The sequence below is a fragment of the Pseudomonas caspiana genome (assembly GCF_040224095.2).
In the GTDB taxonomy this organism is placed as follows: domain Bacteria; phylum Pseudomonadota; class Gammaproteobacteria; order Pseudomonadales; family Pseudomonadaceae; genus Aquipseudomonas; species Aquipseudomonas caspiana.
Window position 1 is genome coordinate 2734383 of sequence record NZ_CP167995.1, and the last position, 17731, is coordinate 2752113.

At 58.8% G+C, this 17731-nt stretch carries 10 protein-coding genes; 1 reads left to right on the plus strand and 9 read right to left on the minus strand.

From position 1 onward, the window contains the following. Positions 1-121 precede the first annotated feature (121 nt). The gene (locus tag ABRP31_RS12600; protein ID WP_349973178.1) at positions 122-1375 is read left to right on the plus strand and encodes an OprD family porin; all 1254 of its coding nucleotides are present in this window, start codon (positions 122-124) and stop codon (positions 1373-1375) included. 632 nt (positions 1376-2007) lie between these two features. Here ABRP31_RS12600 and ABRP31_RS12605 read toward each other — a convergent pair. From ABRP31_RS12605 to ABRP31_RS12645, 9 genes are all read right to left on the minus strand, one after another. Then, positions 2008-2871, minus strand: coding sequence for a hypothetical protein (locus ABRP31_RS12605; RefSeq protein WP_372489390.1), 864 nt, complete (start codon positions 2869-2871; stop codon positions 2008-2010). Then, positions 2868-3857, minus strand: a complete 990-nt coding sequence (locus ABRP31_RS12610) for a twin-arginine translocation pathway signal (RefSeq protein ID WP_349973173.1) — start codon at positions 3855-3857, stop codon at positions 2868-2870. The genes ABRP31_RS12605 and ABRP31_RS12610 overlap by 4 nt, the downstream gene beginning before the upstream one ends. Further along, a complete protein-coding gene (locus ABRP31_RS12615) occupies positions 3854-4507 on the minus strand; it encodes an alginate O-acetyltransferase AlgF (protein ID WP_349973172.1) in 654 nt (217 codons plus the stop codon). Before ABRP31_RS12615 ends, ABRP31_RS12610 begins: the two co-directional genes overlap by 4 nt. A gap of 8 nt (positions 4508-4515) precedes the next feature. Beyond that, positions 4516-7083, minus strand: coding sequence for a bacteriophage N4 adsorption protein A (locus ABRP31_RS12620; RefSeq protein WP_349973170.1), 2568 nt, complete (start codon positions 7081-7083; stop codon positions 4516-4518). Beyond that, positions 7080-9194: a glycosyl transferase family protein gene (locus ABRP31_RS12625; protein ID WP_349973167.1), complete on the minus strand. Its 2115-nt coding sequence runs from the start codon at positions 9192-9194 to the stop codon at positions 7080-7082. Before ABRP31_RS12625 ends, ABRP31_RS12620 begins: the two co-directional genes overlap by 4 nt. Positions 9195-9206: 12 nt before the next feature. After that, the gene (locus ABRP31_RS12630; RefSeq protein WP_349973165.1) at positions 9207-11417 is read right to left on the minus strand and encodes a hypothetical protein; all 2211 of its coding nucleotides are present in this window, start codon (positions 11415-11417) and stop codon (positions 9207-9209) included. Positions 11418-11451: 34 nt separating this feature from the next. Further along, positions 11452-12618, minus strand: coding sequence for a non-hydrolyzing UDP-N-acetylglucosamine 2-epimerase (wecB, locus tag ABRP31_RS12635; protein ID WP_372489392.1), 1167 nt, complete (start codon positions 12616-12618; stop codon positions 11452-11454). Between the two features lie 955 nt (positions 12619-13573). Further along, entirely contained in the window at positions 13574-15997 is a 2424-nt protein-coding gene (locus tag ABRP31_RS12640; protein ID WP_349973162.1) for a glucose/quinate/shikimate family membrane-bound PQQ-dependent dehydrogenase, read from the minus strand. A 405-nt stretch (positions 15998-16402) separates the two neighbouring features. Then, entirely contained in the window at positions 16403-17728 is a 1326-nt protein-coding gene (locus ABRP31_RS12645) for an MFS transporter (protein WP_349973160.1), read from the minus strand. Positions 17729-17731 lie beyond the last annotated feature (3 nt).

Sequence of the window (17731 nt, forward strand, 5' to 3'; positions counted from 1 at the left end):
AGCGCTATCAACAACGCCGTCACGAGATTCCCGTGACGGCTATTAATCGCTTTCCATTGCTGATGCGGGCCTCTACGGCCGCGCATGGCGCTGCTCGTCCAACTGAAAGTGGGGAACAAAAATGGCTAAATTAAATACCCTTGCAGCGAATGTTCTTGGCTTCACCACGACGGCGCTGGGCCTGTCACTTATTGCGCCGGGGGCTGCCTTGGCCGCCGGTTTTGTCGAGGATGCCAAGGTCAACCTTGGGCTGCGCAACTTCTACATCAATCGCAACTTTGTTGACCCCAGCAACCCGCAGAGCAAGGCGGAGGAGTGGACCCAGAGCTTCATTCTCGATGCCAAGTCCGGCTTTACTCAGGGGGTGGTGGGTTTTGGCGTTGATGTACTGGGCATGTGGTCGGTCAAGCTCGACGGCGGTGGCGGTACTTACGGCACTGCGCTGTTGCCTCGTCACACCGACGGCCGTCCGGCAGATGACTTCGGACGCCTGGCGGTGGCGGGTAAAGTGCGAGTCTCCAGGACCGAGTTGAAAGTCGGCGAATGGATGCCAGTATTGCCGATCTTGCGCTCGGATGACGGACGCTCACTGCCGCAGACCTTTCAGGGCGCGCAAGTTACCTCCAATGAGATCGATGGCCTGACCCTTTACGGCGGCCAGTTTCAGGGCAATAGCCCGCGTAACGACGCCAGCATGGAAGACATGAACTTCGCTGGCGGTGTCTCTGACCGCTTCAACTTCGTCGGCGGCGAGTACAAGTTCAACCAGAACCGCACGATGGTGGGGTTGTGGGGCGCGGAACTGAAAGACGTTTATAACCAGCAATACCTGCAGTTGTTACACAGCCAGCCGCTGGGCGACTGGACGCTGGGTGCGAATCTGGGCTTCTTCAAAGGCGGGGAGGACGGTCGGGAGCTGGCGGGTAATCTGGACAACAAGACGTACTCCGGCTTGTTCTCTGCCAAGTATGGCGCGCATGTGTTTTACGTCGGTTTGCAGAAAGTCAGTGGCGACACCTGGATGCGGGTCAACGGCACCAGTGGCGGCACCCTGGCTAACGACAGCTACAACGCCAGCTTTGACAATGCCGAGGAACGCTCATGGCAGGTACGCCACGATTATGACTTCGCCGCACTGGGCATACCCGGCCTGACCCTGATGAACCGCTACATCAGTGGCGACAATGTCAGAACCTCAGCCACCAACGACGGCAAGGAGTGGGCACGCGAATCTGAGCTGGCCTACACCATTCAGAGTGGCGTCCTGAAAAAACTCAACGTGAAGTGGCGCAACTCCACCATGCGGCGGGACTTCAGCAACAACGAGTTCGATGAAAACCGTTTGATCATCAACTACCCGTTGTCGATTTTGTAATTGGGTTGAAACGCTTGCTGTAGGCGTGTACGAGCAATGCGAGGTCGCGATGGCGGGGTGTCAGACAACATGCCATCGCGGCCTCGCGTTGCTCGTGCGCTCCTACAGGTTCGGTGTCTGGCGTTCAGGATTCGGCGCCGTAAAGTCTATGTAGGAGCTGCCGAAGGCTGCGATGGGGGTCTGTCTGATGCACCGCCATCGCGGCCTCGCATTGCTCGTGCGCTCCTACAGGTTCGGTGTCTGGCGTTCAGGATTCGGCGCCGTAAAGTCTATGTAGGAGCTGCCGAAGGCTGCGATGGCGGTCTGTCTGATGCACTGCCATCGCGGCCTCGCATTGCTCGTGCGCTCCTACAGGTTCGGTGTCTGGCGTTCAGGATTCGGCGCCGTAAAGTCTATGTAGGAGCTGCCGAAGGCTGCGATGGTGGTCTGTCTGATGCACCGCCATCGCGGCCTCGCGTTGCTCGTGCGCTCCTACAGGTTCGGTGTCTGGCGTTCAGGATTCGGCGCCGTAAAGTCTATGTAGGAGCTGCCGAAGGCTGCGATGGGGGTCTGTCTGATGCACCGCCATCGCGGCCTCGCATTGCTCGTGCGCTCCTACAGGTTCGGGGTTTATTACCCGAAACGTGCCAGCCTCACTTCAACAGCTGTTTTACCAACTCCGGCGTCACGTAATGTGGACCATCAAACAGGTACAGCGGGTAACCGTCATACGCTGCGAGCTGCGGTTTGAGTTCTTCTGCGGTGGCTGAGCGGAAACCGCCGCCGTATTGCGGCCTGAAGGCTTCGGCGATGATTCGAACGCGATCCTTGCCCAGTCGGTCGCGCATGGCATCGGCATAAGTACGGGCCACCGGAGCGGTGCGGGCATAGACCCCGACGCCGTCCTGAAAAAACACACCAATGTCATCCGGCAGCCACTGCTTGAGCCAGTCAGCCGTGGCAGCGGGGCCGATGTTGGCGCCGTCGTAGACGCTGATCCACAGGGGTCTTGGCAGCTTGGCGAGTAGTGCAGGCAAATCCTTGGCCTTGGTCCAGCTTGGATCGACTTCAGCCGGGAAGTAATACCCCGTAACGTTCAGCGGCAAGGACAACGTGGCAATTTTTTCCGAGAGTCTGGCCAATTGCTCGACATTGTCTCGTGAGCGATTCTCACTGAAATACCCGGCCAGGCCGACGATGACGTCTTTGGCCCAAGGCTCTTTACCGATGCGCGTCCAGTCCGGCATTACCGGTACGCCAGGCAGGCCGGTACCCGGAATGAACGCCTGATCGTCGACCACCGTCCACTGCACCAACAATTCGCGAGCACCCAGTTTGTGCCAGTCGCCTTTGATGCCTACCGTGGCGTTGTCCGGTTGCCAGACCATCCCGACGACTCCGGGTTTCAATGCTTTAACTGCGTTCATACTCAACATGGCGATCCCTGTCCCGATCATGGCTGCAAGCAGCAGAGCGGTCAGAGTCGCACGGTTTAAACGCCTACCCATAATCCTCACGGAAGCGCCTGCTTGATGCGCTGATGCCACTGGCTCAACGACACCACGCCTTTGGCGTTCCAGTTCGCCGAAGCATCAGGACCTTGATGGAACTGCCCTTCATTGAACTGCCAGACGATGACTTGAGGTTTTTGCTGAGCAAAATCCGGTGATTGCAGGTATTGCAGCAGGGTGGCCCATGGACCGATATCACCGGGGTTCCAGGTCAGCGTAACGGGACGATCCAGCGCGTTGGACAGCTTTTGAGTGAAACCCAGATAAGGCTGCACAAAGCTGTTGCCGATCACGTGTACCGGCGCCGGTGCATCGTCGATCAGCAGGTCTTTTTCCACCTGATGACGCACTGTATAGATGTCGCGGCCGATGGCTTTGCGTTTTACCGCAGGCAGGAAGTTGCTCGCCAGGTCGCCAAAGGCGCGTTTGTCGAACCATTCACCCAGCACTGCGCCGCCACCTGGCTCGCCCTGCAGCTTGTAGCGCTGGTTGATCAGCCGGGCAGTCGCATCAGCAGTGTTTTCTGCACTCCACGCAGTCCAGTGATAATCGGCCCGGTAGAACGCAGTCTGATCACCGTGTTCCGTTTGTTGCAGGATAGGTTTGATATCCAGCGTGGTAAGGCCCGCTTTATTCATCGCACCCTGCAATTGATCGTAGCGCTGCGCAACGGCTGGTTTCAGAGGCTGATCAGCGGGCAAGCGCTGAGCATAAAACGGCGCTTTCATGGGCACGACCAGCACAACCAGTGCGATCTTGTTGCGCTCAAGTTGCTGCTGCACATCCTTGATCAGCGCGATGCTGCGAGTGGTACCGGCATTGTCGACTTTGCTGAGGCTTTCCCACGCCGGAAATAGCCAGCCGTCTTTGCCGGTGATCACGGCTGAAGCAGCTTGCACCGTGGTGCTGGAGAGCCCCAGCAACACGGCCGTGATCATCGCGGGCACAGGCAGGCGGCGTCGGAATAGGGGCACGTTCAGTCGGGCCATCATGGTGCAGTCTGATCAACAAGGCCCACCAGACGCGGAGTCTGGCCCGAGCCGATCAGGAACAGGCTGTAGCGATCACCGGCCTTGAACGGTTCGAGTTTGAACGGCAGGCTGACGCTCTGGCCGCAGTTGGCAATCAGGGTCGCTTGCACTGGATTGATAGTGCGCTGCGCCTGACCCTTGAGCGGCAGTTGGCTGAACACGGTCGAGCCATTGGCCAGTTTGATATCGGCTTTGTCACAAGCATTGTTCAGGTTGTAGACGTTGAGTTCAGCGCGCAAATCCTTGCCGCGTACCGGCGGATCAATCACCACGCGCGGTGCAGCGGCGGGGTTGCTGTCGAGGATCAGGGTGACAAAAGCGTTCGCCTGAGCCTTGAGGTCTTTGATCTCGCGGCCATTCACCGTCAGACGCAACGGTTGACGCCCGTCGACAACTTGAAACGGGCTGGCCAGTGCTGACTGGGCAGACAGATTGAAGCTGGTGCCCTGATCAATGCGAACCTGCATTGTGGTGTCGGTAGGGTTGACCACCCGCACCCAGGCCGAGCCTTCCGGCAATTTGGATTCATACAGTTGAGCAATTTCGGACGCGGCGTGGGCCGTCGTGGCAGCCAGGCTCAAGCCCAGCCACAAACAGATTCGAGGGTACATATCAGTCCTCAGTAAGAGTAAGTCAGTCGGGCAAACACGCCTTTGGCACGGTCATCGCCAGACACTTTCACCCGGTATTGCAGAGAAAAATCCACGTAAGAGCGTGGCGCGTTGTACGCGTCTTCACGGAACCAGTAGCGCACGTTATTACCCACGCCAATGCCAGCAGCGTGCCCCGAGGAATAATCATCGCGGCCATCGGCCCCGGTTTTGCTGTTCATTTTCGAGTCGTAATCGTAAGCCGCCACGACATGCGGGAAGGTCACCCAGCGCGAGCCAGTACCACCGATGGCGTAGCTGCGGCCGCCTTGCCATTCGCTGTTGAAGTAGTTGCGCGAATCGTTGACGTAATGCCCGGCTTCGGCGAACAGCTGTGAGGTCCACCAGCTTGGTGTGTCGACCCGCAGATCGGTACCGATGCTGGAGCCATAACCCAGGCGAAGCAGCCAGTCGCCGTCGACGTTGGATGAACCGATTGGAAAGGTGCGTTCCGCAGCCGCCATCACGTTCAGCGACGAGAACGGTTTGACCCGCACGCCCAGTGCGCCTTGCAGAGCGTCAAGGCCGGTGTCCGAATCGCTGTTCTTGGCCCACAAGGTGTCGGTGATCCGCCCGTAAAGCTCGACAAAGCGCGCATTGCGATAACCCAGCGGACGCCACGACAGTTCGGTGCTGTTTTGCAGGCTGTCGTTGCTGCTGCCGCCACTTCCACCATTGCCATTGCTGCCAGTGCTCGGCGCGGAGCTCAAGCCGCTGCTGGAACTGTTGCCGCGATAACTGGTGGTGCTGATCAGGCCCCAGGTGCGCGAGACGTCGGCGACTGCACGTCGGGTATCGAACAGCTGTTGCGCAGGCATGTCCAGTTCACCGGCATTCTGTGCATCGATTACGCGCTTGAAGTAGCCCACCGCCTGCTCATCGTCGTTGACGCGCATGGCGTTGTACGCCGCGTCCTGAGTCGCTGTCGGTGGCAATGGCGCTTCGGCGTCAGCCTTGCGAAACGAGTCATGCGCTGCGTCGTCGTCACCGGCCTGAACCGACAGGTAGGCGACTTGCAGATTGCTCATGCCTTCCAGCTCACCGGCATCACGCGCCTGTTGCAAGCGCTCACGTGCGGTACGGCGTTGCCCGAGCGCAGCGTAAAGACTGGCTTCTTCATAGGTGGGCAAGCTGCCCAGTGCCAGCGCTTGAGTGAAGTCTTTGCGCGCCCCGGAATCATCTCCGGTTTGTTGGCGTAGACGACCGCGTTGAGCCAGCAAACGCGCATCGTTGCCATTGGCGGCAATGCCTTGGCTCGCTGCGTCGATCGCCTCTGGCAGGCGCTTTTGTTCAGTCAACGCACTCACCAGCAAACCGCGGTACGCCGGATTTTGCGGCGCACGACGAATGGCTTCGTTGGCCAGTGCAGCCGCTGAAGCGGCGTCTTTGCGAGCCAGTGCGGCATACGCCTGCACCGCAGTGTCGGTGCCAGCATCGCGTTGGTTGCCTGGCCATATATCGCAGATCAGGCCGAAGGCACTTTCCTGGCAGTTCAAGGCCGGGGCAGGGAAGCGCACCGCCGTTTTCAGACCATTGCTTTTTTGTCGCGCAACCACCTGCGCAGCGGCACGTCGACGGGCGACTTCACCACCTTCGTCAGGCTTGAGTTGCTGCAACTGGTCGAGCGCTTGTTGCGGGTTGCCGTTGGCCAACGCCAGATCGGCCGCAAAGAAGCGAATCTCACGCTCTTCGGAATCCAGCAAGCCGTCAATGGCCAGTGCCTTATTCAGATCAGCCTGTGCCGCCTGGGTTTTGCCCTGACGATCCAGTGCATAGGCGCGCAGCACCCACGGCGCAATTTCACCGTCGTCTTGCGCCAGCGCGCCGGTAGCGGCTTGCTCGGCGGCAGAATAATCCTTTGAGGCGAGCAGGGCGCTGATCAGCAGTTGCTGGTTCGCGCCTATTTCTGGCGCCCAGCCCACGGCCCTGCGAGCCTGATCCACTGCCAGCGGCAGATTGTCCTGTTCCAGCGCACGATAACCGGCGATGGCCAGCGGTGCTGCAATCTGGCGGCGAATCGCTTCGCGGCGCATCAACAGCGCATCGTCATCCGGGAATACCCGCAGCGCCTCAGTGGTTGCCTGATCGGCCTCGACCAATTGCTGTTGGCGTTGCAGAGACTCGATCAGCAGCAGTCGATAGTCCATGCGCTTTGGCGCCAGGGCGATGGCTTTGCGGGCGGACTGGGCAGCAAGACCGAAATCGTCGCGGTCGTAGGCTTTGAACGCCTGAGCCGCGACGCTGAAGCCAGGAGCGGGCTTCGCTTGCGGATAACGCCGAGGGTTGTCGCGCATGTCCTTGTCGCGTTCCGCCAGTTCGATCAGCCGGTTCAAACGGGTCACGTCGGCACGCTGCCGCAAGGCCTCACGGGCTTTGGCAATCGCCAGATCGTAGTCCTTGCGATCGTAAGCGCTGTAGGCTTCGTTAGCCGTTTGATAGGCCGGGCCGGTTAACGGCAGCGGCAGCGTTTCGGCCTGACTCAAGGTCGGCAGCAGGGCTGCACTGGCGACCACAAGGCTCAGCAGAGAGCGGTTCATAATGCGGGCTCCGGCTGATAATGGCTGTGCTGACGGGCGACCGCCTGCTCAATGGTTGCGCGAGGCAGTACACCGGTATCCACCAGGTAGTCACCGATACGACCATGTTGCTGTGGTTTGTAATGCAGCATCGCTTTGTTGAACACGTCGCGATCCAGCAAGCCCATTTCGATCAGCAGATCGCCCAGCAGCGGTGCGCTGGCATGCGGCAAGGCGCGATCATCCGGTGCATCAAGCTGACGCAACTGGTTGATGATTTCGCTTTCTCGAGCGATCAACTGCACAGGCTCGCTGCCCAGTTCAGCGCTGACTTGCTCAAGCCCTTCGGCTGACAGTGGGCTGGCCACCGCAATCTGCTGACGGCCCTCAGGACTCAGGCCGACCGGCACGGCGCGCCAGCGCAGGGCAAACTCGTCGGCCAGCGCAGGTTCTGCCCGCTCAGCCTTGGCAGCCACATCGAAAACACGCGGCATCTCATTCTGAAAGGCAATGGCTTCGGCGAGGGTTTCATCGTCCAGCCAGCCGTTATTGAGCAGAATGCGCCCCAATGGCAGTTGGCGAGTCTGTTGTTCGGCCAGTGCGCTTTGCAGATTGCTGTCGTTGATTGCTTGCCACGACAACAGCACGCTGCCCAGCTTGCGCGGGGCAACCGCTACAAGGTCAGTGGACGGGAAGTCATGCATGGTCTTGTCCCAGACCAGCTTGCGGTTGAGCACCTTGCCGACAATGAACATCTTCCACGCCCGGGAAGCGGCCATGAAATTGACGAAGTTACCAACGACCATCCGTGGAATAGCCAGCAATGCATGCTGCCAGCCATACAGCACGCCGGTGAAGTAGCAGCGATGAACAACGCGCCAGGCCAATGCGATACCGTTGGCCACCAACAGGTATTTGATCCAGCCGTTGGCTTCGAACGGGGTAGGGAAGCTCACATCCCACAGGCCGCTTTGACGCAGGATGATCAAGACCAGCAGTTGCACCAGAATCAGGTACGCAATGATGCTGACGAACGCCGTGACCACGCCTTTGCGGTCACGGAACAGCAAGTAACGGTTGGCCAGCGAACCGGTCCAACCCATTTGCTCCCAGCCTTGCAGGCCGATACCCAGTGTCCAGCGGGCTTTCTGACGAAATGCGGTGCGGAACGTATCCGGGAAAAACTCCCGTACGCACAACGGCATTTTCAGGGTCGATTCGTAAGGCTTTCTGAACCACGATTTACGCAACACTCGGTATTCCACCGGGAAGCGCACGAAGATCGCGTTCATGCCGACTTTCGACAGACGAGCACCAACATCGTAGTCCTCGGTCAGGCTGTCGGTGTTGAACGGCATGTTCTGGGTTTCCCCGGCCAACACCTGCAACGCGCGGTGCGAGAAGCAGGTACCGACACCGGCTGAAGGCACGGTGTCGCTCATGCTTTCGCGCACCACCAGGTCCTTGCCGTGCCATTCGGCGAACTCGTCCATGTAAGTGCCCGCAACCCACTCGTACCAGTTGCGCTCCAGCGAAACCACCGGCAACTGGATCATGTCCTTGCGCGGCAACAGGTAGTTGAACAGACGCAATTCCAGCGGGTGCAGCACGTCTTCACTGTCATGCAGGACCACACCGGCGAACGTCATACCGTGGGTTTTCTCATGAAGGAAGATCGCCTGAATCACCCAGTTCAAGCAGTCAGCCTTGCAGGTCGGCCCGTCATGCGGGACTTCTACACGGTGCAACTGCTTGTAGCGGCGACGCATGCGTTCGACTTCGTCGATGGTGCGCTGATCGTTGATGTAGGTGCCGACGAAAACCACATAGTTCTGGTAGTCCAGCGTCGACACCATGTTCTCGATCATCGGTGCGATGACGTCGTATTCCAGCCACGCCGGGACCATGATCGCCAGAGGCTGCTCGTCCCTGGCGACCAATTGCTCTGCGGTCAACGGCCGGTATTTGCGCCCGGCGGTGAAACTGCGGAATATCCGGCGCGACCAGTACCACAGGTCGATGAACAAGTCGTCCAGGCTGGAAATCAGGATCAGCACCGCGATCACGATGGTCGCGACTTCCAGGACGCTGTAGTAGTGGGCCAGCCAATAAGGCCAATAAAGCGACGTCATCTCAGGTTCCCGTTACTGGCGATTGCGACGGGCGCTACGGCCAGCCAGCAACAGCACGAGGAACAACAGAATGCCGCCCGGAATCAGCCACAACAGCGAAGGCGTGCGCCATGCATCCAGACCTTTTGGCTCGTCGTCATCAATCATCCGGCTGCCGTTAGGGTCTTTGCTGTCCAGGGTGGTCAACACACCGTTGTTGCCCAGCACGCTGGTATCGCCGCGGGTCAACAGGATTGGCTTGGCGAACTGCGGAGCGTCGCTGCCCAGAGCCTGATAAACCAGACCACGCTGACTGCCGGACTCGACCACTTGCAACGAGGCGAGGTTGTTCAACTGGGTAACATCCAGCAGGACTTTATCCTTGTCGTTGATGCGCAGTCGGCCTTGATCATCGACTTGCAGTGCTTGCTTGCTGTCGGCGACTGGCAGTGCGAAAGCCAGGAAGGATTTCTCCGGCTTGACTGCGGTTTTCGGGTCAGCGCTGACATTCAACTGCGCGCGCAGTGGTGAAACACCGGTGGCGCTGGCTACTGAAATCACCTGCGGCAAGCTGCTGGCCGGGTGATCGAGCCAGGTCTGCGGAACCAACACCTGGGTATCAACCGCGAAGCGTGCTGCCATGCCTGCGAAGTCATCACTTGGCGTGGTTTTTTCGAGGACGATGTGGCTGGTCGGGCGTACCGAAACCGGGAACGCCTGCGGCGTTTCCAGGCAACGATCGCTGACCGGCTGGCGCTGGAAAGAGACGCGCAGGACGTTGGTTGAACCTAGCGCGTAACGCGGGATGCGCGCTTCGATGCGTTGCTTCTCGCCGGTGGTTTCCAGCTGCTGCGCGCCGATCAGGTAATCATTGAGGAACAGCGAGGCGACCGGGGCAGTGTCCGATGCGCCCGGTGCGGCAGCAATATCAATCACTGCTTTGACCGGCAGACGTCCGTCGTAAGCTACGGCGCCCAGCGGGAAAGAGGCGCTCCAGTCGGCTTTTGCCAATACGTCGATGGTGCCCGGCTGGCCGCCCAGTCGCGACAGCGCTACACGGCCATCGGTATCCAGCGGCGCCTGTGCTTCGCTGATGGACAACTGGCGGGTGCGGGCCAGTTTGTTCCACGCCGAGCTGAACATCGTCAGCGCTTTGGTGGTGGCGTCCGGTGCAATCATCAGCATCGGGCGGCTGCCCAGCAATGCCAGACGCACGTTTTCTTTACCGGTTTTCTGGCCTGCGTTGATATGACGCTCGCGCCATTGGTTAAACGCGTCGACCGCAGTAGCGTCGCGGCTTTGAATCTGGGCCTGCAAGGCATCCAGTGAATCGTTGATTGCCTTAAGCAACTGCGGATCATTGATTGCCAGGTCAGCTTGTACATTTGGCGTCTGACCCAGCACCAACAAAGCACCGATCTGTGCCGGGTCGCTCAGAGTCTGTGTGCCTTTGCCATTAAGGCCGGCGAAGGCCGGAATGTTCAGCAGTTCGGCCGGGACGCGCAAAGCGCTCAGGTCGACGCTGTGCTGCAAAGCAGGGAAGGGCAGGATGCGTGCATGCTTGCCGATGCGCTCAAGAGCCACACCGATACGCCATGCAGCGTCGTAACTTTCGGCAGACAGGCTGCCCGGAGCAACCATGATGCCTGGCTTGCCGGGGAGGGCATTCCATGCCGCACCGATGTCCTGCAGATCATTGGCGTCGTAGCTGTAGGTCAGACGGGTCGCCGGGTCGATACGCAGCACATTGCCGATCACGCGTTCGTCTTCGCACAGGACGCGGGAAACGATCGACGACCAGGCGACGCCCAATCGCACTGAACCGCTATCGCGAGCTGCCTTGTCGACGCCCAACGTAGCGCTGGCGTTGCCTTGCGGCTCGGTCAGGCCTTCGGCGCGTACCGGGAAACCGTCCAGCGACAGCAACATAGTGTTGCGTCCGCCTTCGCCGTTCAGGTAGCTGGCGTCGAACTGCAAGGTGGCGTCAGTCAGCGGCACCCCAGCCGGGACCGGCAGATACAGCTCGCGGCGCGAGTCGGTGGAGCCGAGGATGATCGGCGCATCAATACCCAAATCGCTGAGACGAATCTCGCGCTGTTGTTGGGTATCAGTGTTCAGCCGGTTGATTGCCTGAGTGAGCGGGCTCTCCGCGGCCAGGGCAAAGTTGGGCATGAGCGCGAGCAGGCTCACGCCACAGGCAAAGGCGCTCAGCGCGCCCGGTTGAGTGGCAACGGAAAACTTCATTCAGGCAGATCTCGGGCTGTTAAGGGGCGAATGTTTATTGGAATGTGGAAACTGGCCGGGTGAATTCCGGGTTCGGAATCATCAGGGGGTGTTCAATGTTTCGCGGTGATTTGCCCACCACGAATTCATGCATGGGTCTGCTCAGCAGGACATCGACAATGCGTGAGCTGGCTTTGCCATCGCCATAAGGGTTGGCCGCCTGGGAGGCGCGACGCCACAGCAGGTCATCGTCGTACAGGGCCGCGACGCCGCTGATGATGGATTCCGGCGCAGTACCGACCAGTCGAACGGTGCCCGCCGCGACAGCTTCAGGGCGCTCGGTGACGTCACGCATCACCAGCACTGGCTTGCCGAGGGAAGGAGCTTCTTCCTGCACGCCGCCCGAGTCGGTGAGAATCACGTGGGCACGCTGCATCAAACGAACAAAGGCCAGATAGTCCAGCGGTTCGATCAAATGTACGTTATCCAGACCGCCCAGATGCTCGTTGACCGGGCCTTGAACGTTAGGGTTCAAATGCACGGGGTAAACGATCTGGATGTCCTTACGACTAGCCAACTGGCGCAGTGCCTTGCAGATATCAAGGAAGCCGTCGCCGAAATTTTCCCGACGGTGACCGGTGACCAGCAATACCTTGCGGCCTGGCTTGATGAACGCAAACTGGCTATCAAGACTGTCACGCAATGCATGGTCTTGATCGATCCGGTTAGCGGTCAATTGCAGGGCGTCAATGACCGTGTTGCCAGTGACGAAAGAGCGACCTTGCAGGCGCTCACTGAGCAAGTTGGTACGGGACTCGAAAGTCGGCGCAAACAGCAGGTCGGCTCCCAGGTCGATGCAGCGGCGGTTCATCTCTTCCGGCCACGGCGAGCGAATATCACCCGTACGCAGCCCTGCCTCAACATGGCCGACCGGGATACGGCGATGGAACGCCGCCATTGCGGCAACCATGGCTGAGGTGGTGTCGCCATGCACTAGAACGCGGTCCGGCTGGATCATTTCCAGTATCGGATCAATTGCGCCATAAAGAGCAGACGTCAGTGTATTGAGTGTCTGATTGGGCCTCATCACGTCGAGACTGAAATCAGGCGTGAGGTCGAACAGATCCATCACCTGCTTCAGCATGCTTTGATGCTGGCCTGTGACGCAGATCTGCGAGTGGACGCCAGATTCCGCCGCCAGTGCTTTAACCAGCGGAGCCATTTTTATGGCTTCGGGACGCGTGCCGAAGATCGATAGGACCTTAATCCTGGATTCACTGCGAGCGATGATGCCCTCCTCGCGCAAGTTTCTTGCGCCGCACGAGCAGTCAGCTCAAAGCCTGATGGCATGTTGAGCAAACTACTGAATAGTTTTTAGGCCGGGGTTGAATCGGAATGAAGCTGATTATTCACTTCGTGTGAGATGGCGCATTGCCTTGCAACCCGGAACTGGGCCGATTATTAGCAGCATTCGCGGCGAGCGCAAAGATTTAAATAGTGTTTTTGACATTAATTTCAAAGTTCGAAACTTTTACATTTGTAACGAGTCTTTAACAGGTTTTGCGGGGGTTTGGCGCGGGATTGAGAAGAGCGTCTTACTGTTGTTAACTGTTTGTTTTAATTGACTATTGTTAATTTAATAAACCATTCGTCAACCAATGTTGAATCTTTTGTTTAGGGTGATGTCGGCCAATTTTTTTTGGAGAAAAGCATGTCGGTTGGCTGACGCCTGTATATTGTCATCGATTCGAAGTGTCCGACAATATCGAGAGAACCACAAGTAAAGTTTAATAGTGGTTTGAACGGGCCGACCAATTGCTGGTCAGCTCGTCCTCATAATGAAGAGTTCATTCATATGAGGGTAATGACACGACGACTTTATTGGCAAACGAATGTTTCCGAGTGGCGAAGCTTTTCTTCGGGAATGTTGTGTGAATCACAACATTCCCATTTGCTGTTCATGGACGTATACGTGGCTGGTGTCCTGTTGGGGCGAGGCTCGGTCTGGACAGCATTACGACGAAGAACGATGACTCGGCCTGCTCCAGATACCGCAGCGTCTCCACCGAGCTGTGTCTCAATACTGGCGGGAGATCGCAGGATTGGTTCAGCCGGGAAAGACAATAAAAAAACCCGCTGTCACCGTTGAGGTGGCAGCGGGTTTTTGCTTTTACTGATTACTTGCTATCAGGCAGCGCGTAAGCGATCACGTAGTCACCGCGGTCCGGCGACTGACGGCCACCACCTGCAGTGATGACCACATACTGCTTGCCGGTTTTCGGCGAAACAAAGGTCATCGGGCCGCCTTGGCTGCCGACGGGCAGACGGGCTTTCCAGGCTTCTTCACCGTTGGCCGAGTTGAAGGCGCGCAGGTAGTAATCCTGGGTACCAGCGATGAAGATCAGGCCACCTTGGGTAGACAGCGTGCCGCCCAGTGTTGGCATGCCGATCGGCAGCGGCAGGTGCATCTTGATCCCTAGCGGGCCGGTGTCTTCAACGGTGCCGACCGGCACTTGCCACGCGACTTTCTGGGTCTTCATGTCAATCGCTGTCAGCGTACCGAACGGCGGTGCCTGGCACGGAATGCCGGCAATCGACAGGAAGCGGTTTTTGTTCACGGCATACGGCGTGCCTTTGAGCGGTACTGCACCCATGCCGGTGTTCAGCGCTTCGCCACCGGAAGAGGCTTTGGCGTCTTTCTGTTGCGGCACCATCTGAATCCACAGGCCCAGACGCATGTCGTTGACGAAGATGAAACCGTGTACCGGATCCGTCGAGAGGCTGCCCCAGTTCATGCCACCCAGCGAACCGGGGAAGCTCAGCGACTTGTCAGTGCCCGGCGCGGTGTACAGGCCTTCGTAACGCATTTGCTTGAACGAGATACGGCACAGCATCTGATCAAACGGCGTGGCGCCCCACATGTCCGATTCGGTCATGTGTTTGGTGCCAATCTGCGGCATGCCGGTCGACAGCGGTTGTGTCGGCGAGTAAGGCTCGTTGGGGATGTTGGCGGCCTTGACCGCGACGTCTTCAACTTTGGTCAGCGGCTTGCCAGTGGCACGGTCGAGCACGAAGATCTGACCGGCCTTGGTACCGATCACCACGGCAGGCACCTTGCTGCCGTCGGCCTTGGTGAAATCGATCAGGCTTGGCTGCATCGGCAGGTCGAAGTCCCACAGGTCATTGTGGACGGTCTGGTAGACCCACTTTTCTTCACCGGTTGTTGCATTCAGCGCCAGAATCGAAGCGCCGTATTTGTGATCCAGCGCGGTACGCTCAACGCCGTAGATGTCGGTCGACGAGCTGCCCATCGGCAAGAAGATGGTGTTCATCGCCGGGTCGTAGGACATCGGTGCCCAGCTGTTTGGCGTACTGCGCACATAAGTGGCGTCGGCCGCTGGAGCTTTCTTGTCTTCTGGATTACCCGGGTCGAACGCCCAGCGCATGGCGCCGGTGATCACGTCAAAACCTCGGATCACGCCGCCAGGCATGTCAGCCTGAACGTTGTCGGCAACGCGACCGCCCACGACCACAGTAGAACCGGCCATCAACGGCGCGGACGACAGCTGATAGTAGGAATCCGGAACATTGCCCAGGCCTGCTTTGAGATCAACCTGGCCGTTGGTGCCGAAGCCCTGGCAGAACTCGCCGGTGTCCGCGTCTACAGCAATCAGGCGTGCATCGATGGTATTGGTCAGCAGACGACGCTGGCAGTTGGCACCGGCGGGTACCGATACAGCAGTGGCGGGCGTGCTGCCGTCAACTGGCTGCGCCAATGCGGCTGTCGAGTCGAAATACGCCAGGCCACGGCAACGCTGCCAGACTTTGCTCTGCGCGTTGATTTCGTTTTTCCACAGCTGTTTGCCGGTGTCGGCATCCAGTGCGATGACGTTGTTGTGTGGGGTGCAGATGAACACTTTGTCGCCGACTTGCAGCGGGGTCATCTGGTCTTCAGCGCCGTTGCCGTCGCTGATCGCAACGTCGCCGGTCTGGTAAGTCCAGGCGGGTACCAGGCTGCCGACGTTGCTGCGGTTGATCTGGTCCAGGGCAGCGAAGCGGCTGCCGCCTTCGTCATTGCCGTAGTGAGCCCAGTCTTTCTGCGCCTTGGCAGGGTCGACTTTGGTCAGGCCCGGGCCGTCGCCGGTTGGGGAAACCGAGGCGTGAGGAATAAACATGCCCCATGCGCCGCCGACGATGGCCAGTGCCAGAAGGCCGCTCAGTGCATAGCCACCACGACCTCCGACCAGGCCATTCGCCTTGCGCAGTGTCGGGTAGACCAGTGCCACCACCAGGCTCAACACGCCCAGTGCGAACAGGCGGGAGATTTGTGGCCAGAAGTTCAGCCCGGCATCTACCAGCGCCCAGATGATGGACAGCACCATGACGACCGCGAACAGCCAGGCACCTGTCAGGCGCTGTTTAAAGAGCAGTACCGCAGAGACGAGCATGCCGAGACCGGCGAGCAGGAAGTACCAACTGCCGCCAAGTGTGGCGAGGTAACCGCCCAGTCCTGTGAACAGTAATCCAAATACCAGCACGCCGAGCGCCGCGACCCAGATGGGCCAGCGGCTGACGGATGCCGTAGGTTGAGACTTAGTCATGGTGCATGATCCTGGTGACGCATGAGCGTTTGTATGAAAGGTTAAGCGTAGTGGAGGAAACGGCTTGAAGAGCTGTTCCCGAACAGCGGTCGCGAGGAGACTTTTCAGGGTCCATGCTGACGACACGGCTCAGTTCTATTGAACTCCGAAGACAATTAACTAACTGGTTACTTTTGCAAAGATATCAAAAAAAGCCCTGCCTGCGACAAATTGTCATTTCGCATTTAGGGAAAACACTGTTGCGGGATTGGTAATAATTGCGAATTATCGAGCCGCTGGAGGGCGTTATTTGAACTTTATTGTTCTGAGCTGAACCGGATCCTGTAGGAGCTGCCGAAGGCTGCGATCGCGATGTGTCAGGATAAATGCTTCGCAGCCTTCGGCAGCTCCTACGGGAATTACATTTCAATCCGGATGATCAGTGTGTTTCACGCGCTCTTCGATCACTTCCCGATCCGTACGCCGCCCCAGATACCACCCGGTAACCGCCCAGAGCGCCGCACACGCAGCGCCCACCAAGGCCACCAGCGCAGTACCTTGACCGAGCATGTCCAGCAGGCTTTTGGCCCAGCCGCTGATGGCGTCGCCGCCGCGATAAACCACGGTGTCAATGAAGTTCTTGGCCTTGTACTTGGTCTCGGCGTCCAGCGGCGCAAAGAGCATTTCCCGGCCGGGTCGGATAAACGCGTACTCGCCGATACGTCGCACGATCATCAACCCAGCCAACATGGCGAATGTTGGCGCCAGTGCCAGGCCGATAAAGCCGATACACACCAGCACTGGCACGCCCGCCAGCAACACGCTAACTCCAAAGCGCTGGGCAATACGCCCGGTGATGAACAACTGCGAAACCAGCGCGCCAGCCTGCACCGCGAAATCGATCAGGCCAAACACGCGGATCTGTTCTTCACGAGTCGCGAACAACTCGGACACCAGTCGTGCCTGTTCGAAATACAAAAAGGTGCTGGCAGTGGCGAGCAGCACCACGAACAGACACACGCCCAGCAGATACCGCGAGCGCAGTACCCGCAGCATGCCGCTGAACGGGTTGCCTGCCACCGGCCGTCGCGGGTTTTCAGCAGGCGGCGCACCGGGCCGACCCGCGCCGCCAGTTTCACGCCAGGCCATGAGGTAACGCTTGAGCGCCAATGCCAGCAACAATAGCAAGGCACTGAACAGCGCCAGCCCGCCCTGACCGAGCATTTCAATCGAGAAGGCGCTGATCAACGGACCCAGCAAACCACCCACGCTGGCACCCGCTGCGATAAAGGCAAACAACCGCCGTGCCTGAGCGCCGTCGAACGCATCGGCCATCAGGCTCCAGGCGACTGAAACCACGTACAGGTTGTAGACCGAAATCCACACATAGAACACTCGCGCCAGCCAGACACTGTCGTCATGCAGGGCAAAGGTCGCGGCGAAAAACAGCAGGTTGACGGCAAAGAACCCATAAACCCAGTCGATGAACTGGACACGTGGCACCGTAGAATTAAGCCAGCCAAATAACGGGACCGCGATCAGCATGACCAGGAATGTCGCGGTGAATAGCCACTGAAGATTTTCGACCCCGGCCTGAATACCCATGGCTTCACGAATGGGCCGCAGCATGAAATAGCCGCAAAACAAGCAGAAGAACAGGGCGAAGCCTGCCAATGCCGGACGCAGTTCGTCCGGTTCGGCATTGATGGTGCGGGCAGCGCGTTGGCTCAGTGGGTGGTCAACAAAGGACACGGA

What these genes read in the sequence shown, in the direction of transcription:
- ABRP31_RS12640 (WP_349973162.1), bottom strand. Translation starts at nt 15,997, where the DNA reads ATGACTAAGTCTCAACCTACGGCATCCGTCAGCCGCTGGCCCATCTGG.
- ABRP31_RS12600 (WP_349973178.1), top strand. Translation starts at nt 122, where the DNA reads ATGGCTAAATTAAATACCCTTGCAGCGAATGTTCTTGGCTTCACCACG.
- ABRP31_RS12615 (WP_349973172.1), bottom strand. Translation starts at nt 4,507, where the DNA reads ATGTACCCTCGAATCTGTTTGTGGCTGGGCTTGAGCCTGGCTGCCACG.
- ABRP31_RS12625 (WP_349973167.1), bottom strand. Translation starts at nt 9,194, where the DNA reads ATGACGTCGCTTTATTGGCCTTATTGGCTGGCCCACTACTACAGCGTC.
- wecB (WP_372489392.1), bottom strand. Translation starts at nt 12,618, where the DNA reads ATGGCTCCGCTGGTTAAAGCACTGGCGGCGGAATCTGGCGTCCACTCG.
- ABRP31_RS12630 (WP_349973165.1), bottom strand. Translation starts at nt 11,417, where the DNA reads ATGAAGTTTTCCGTTGCCACTCAACCGGGCGCGCTGAGCGCCTTTGCC.
- ABRP31_RS12620 (WP_349973170.1), bottom strand. Translation starts at nt 7,083, where the DNA reads ATGAACCGCTCTCTGCTGAGCCTTGTGGTCGCCAGTGCAGCCCTGCTG.
- ABRP31_RS12610 (WP_349973173.1), bottom strand. Translation starts at nt 3,857, where the DNA reads ATGATGGCCCGACTGAACGTGCCCCTATTCCGACGCCGCCTGCCTGTG.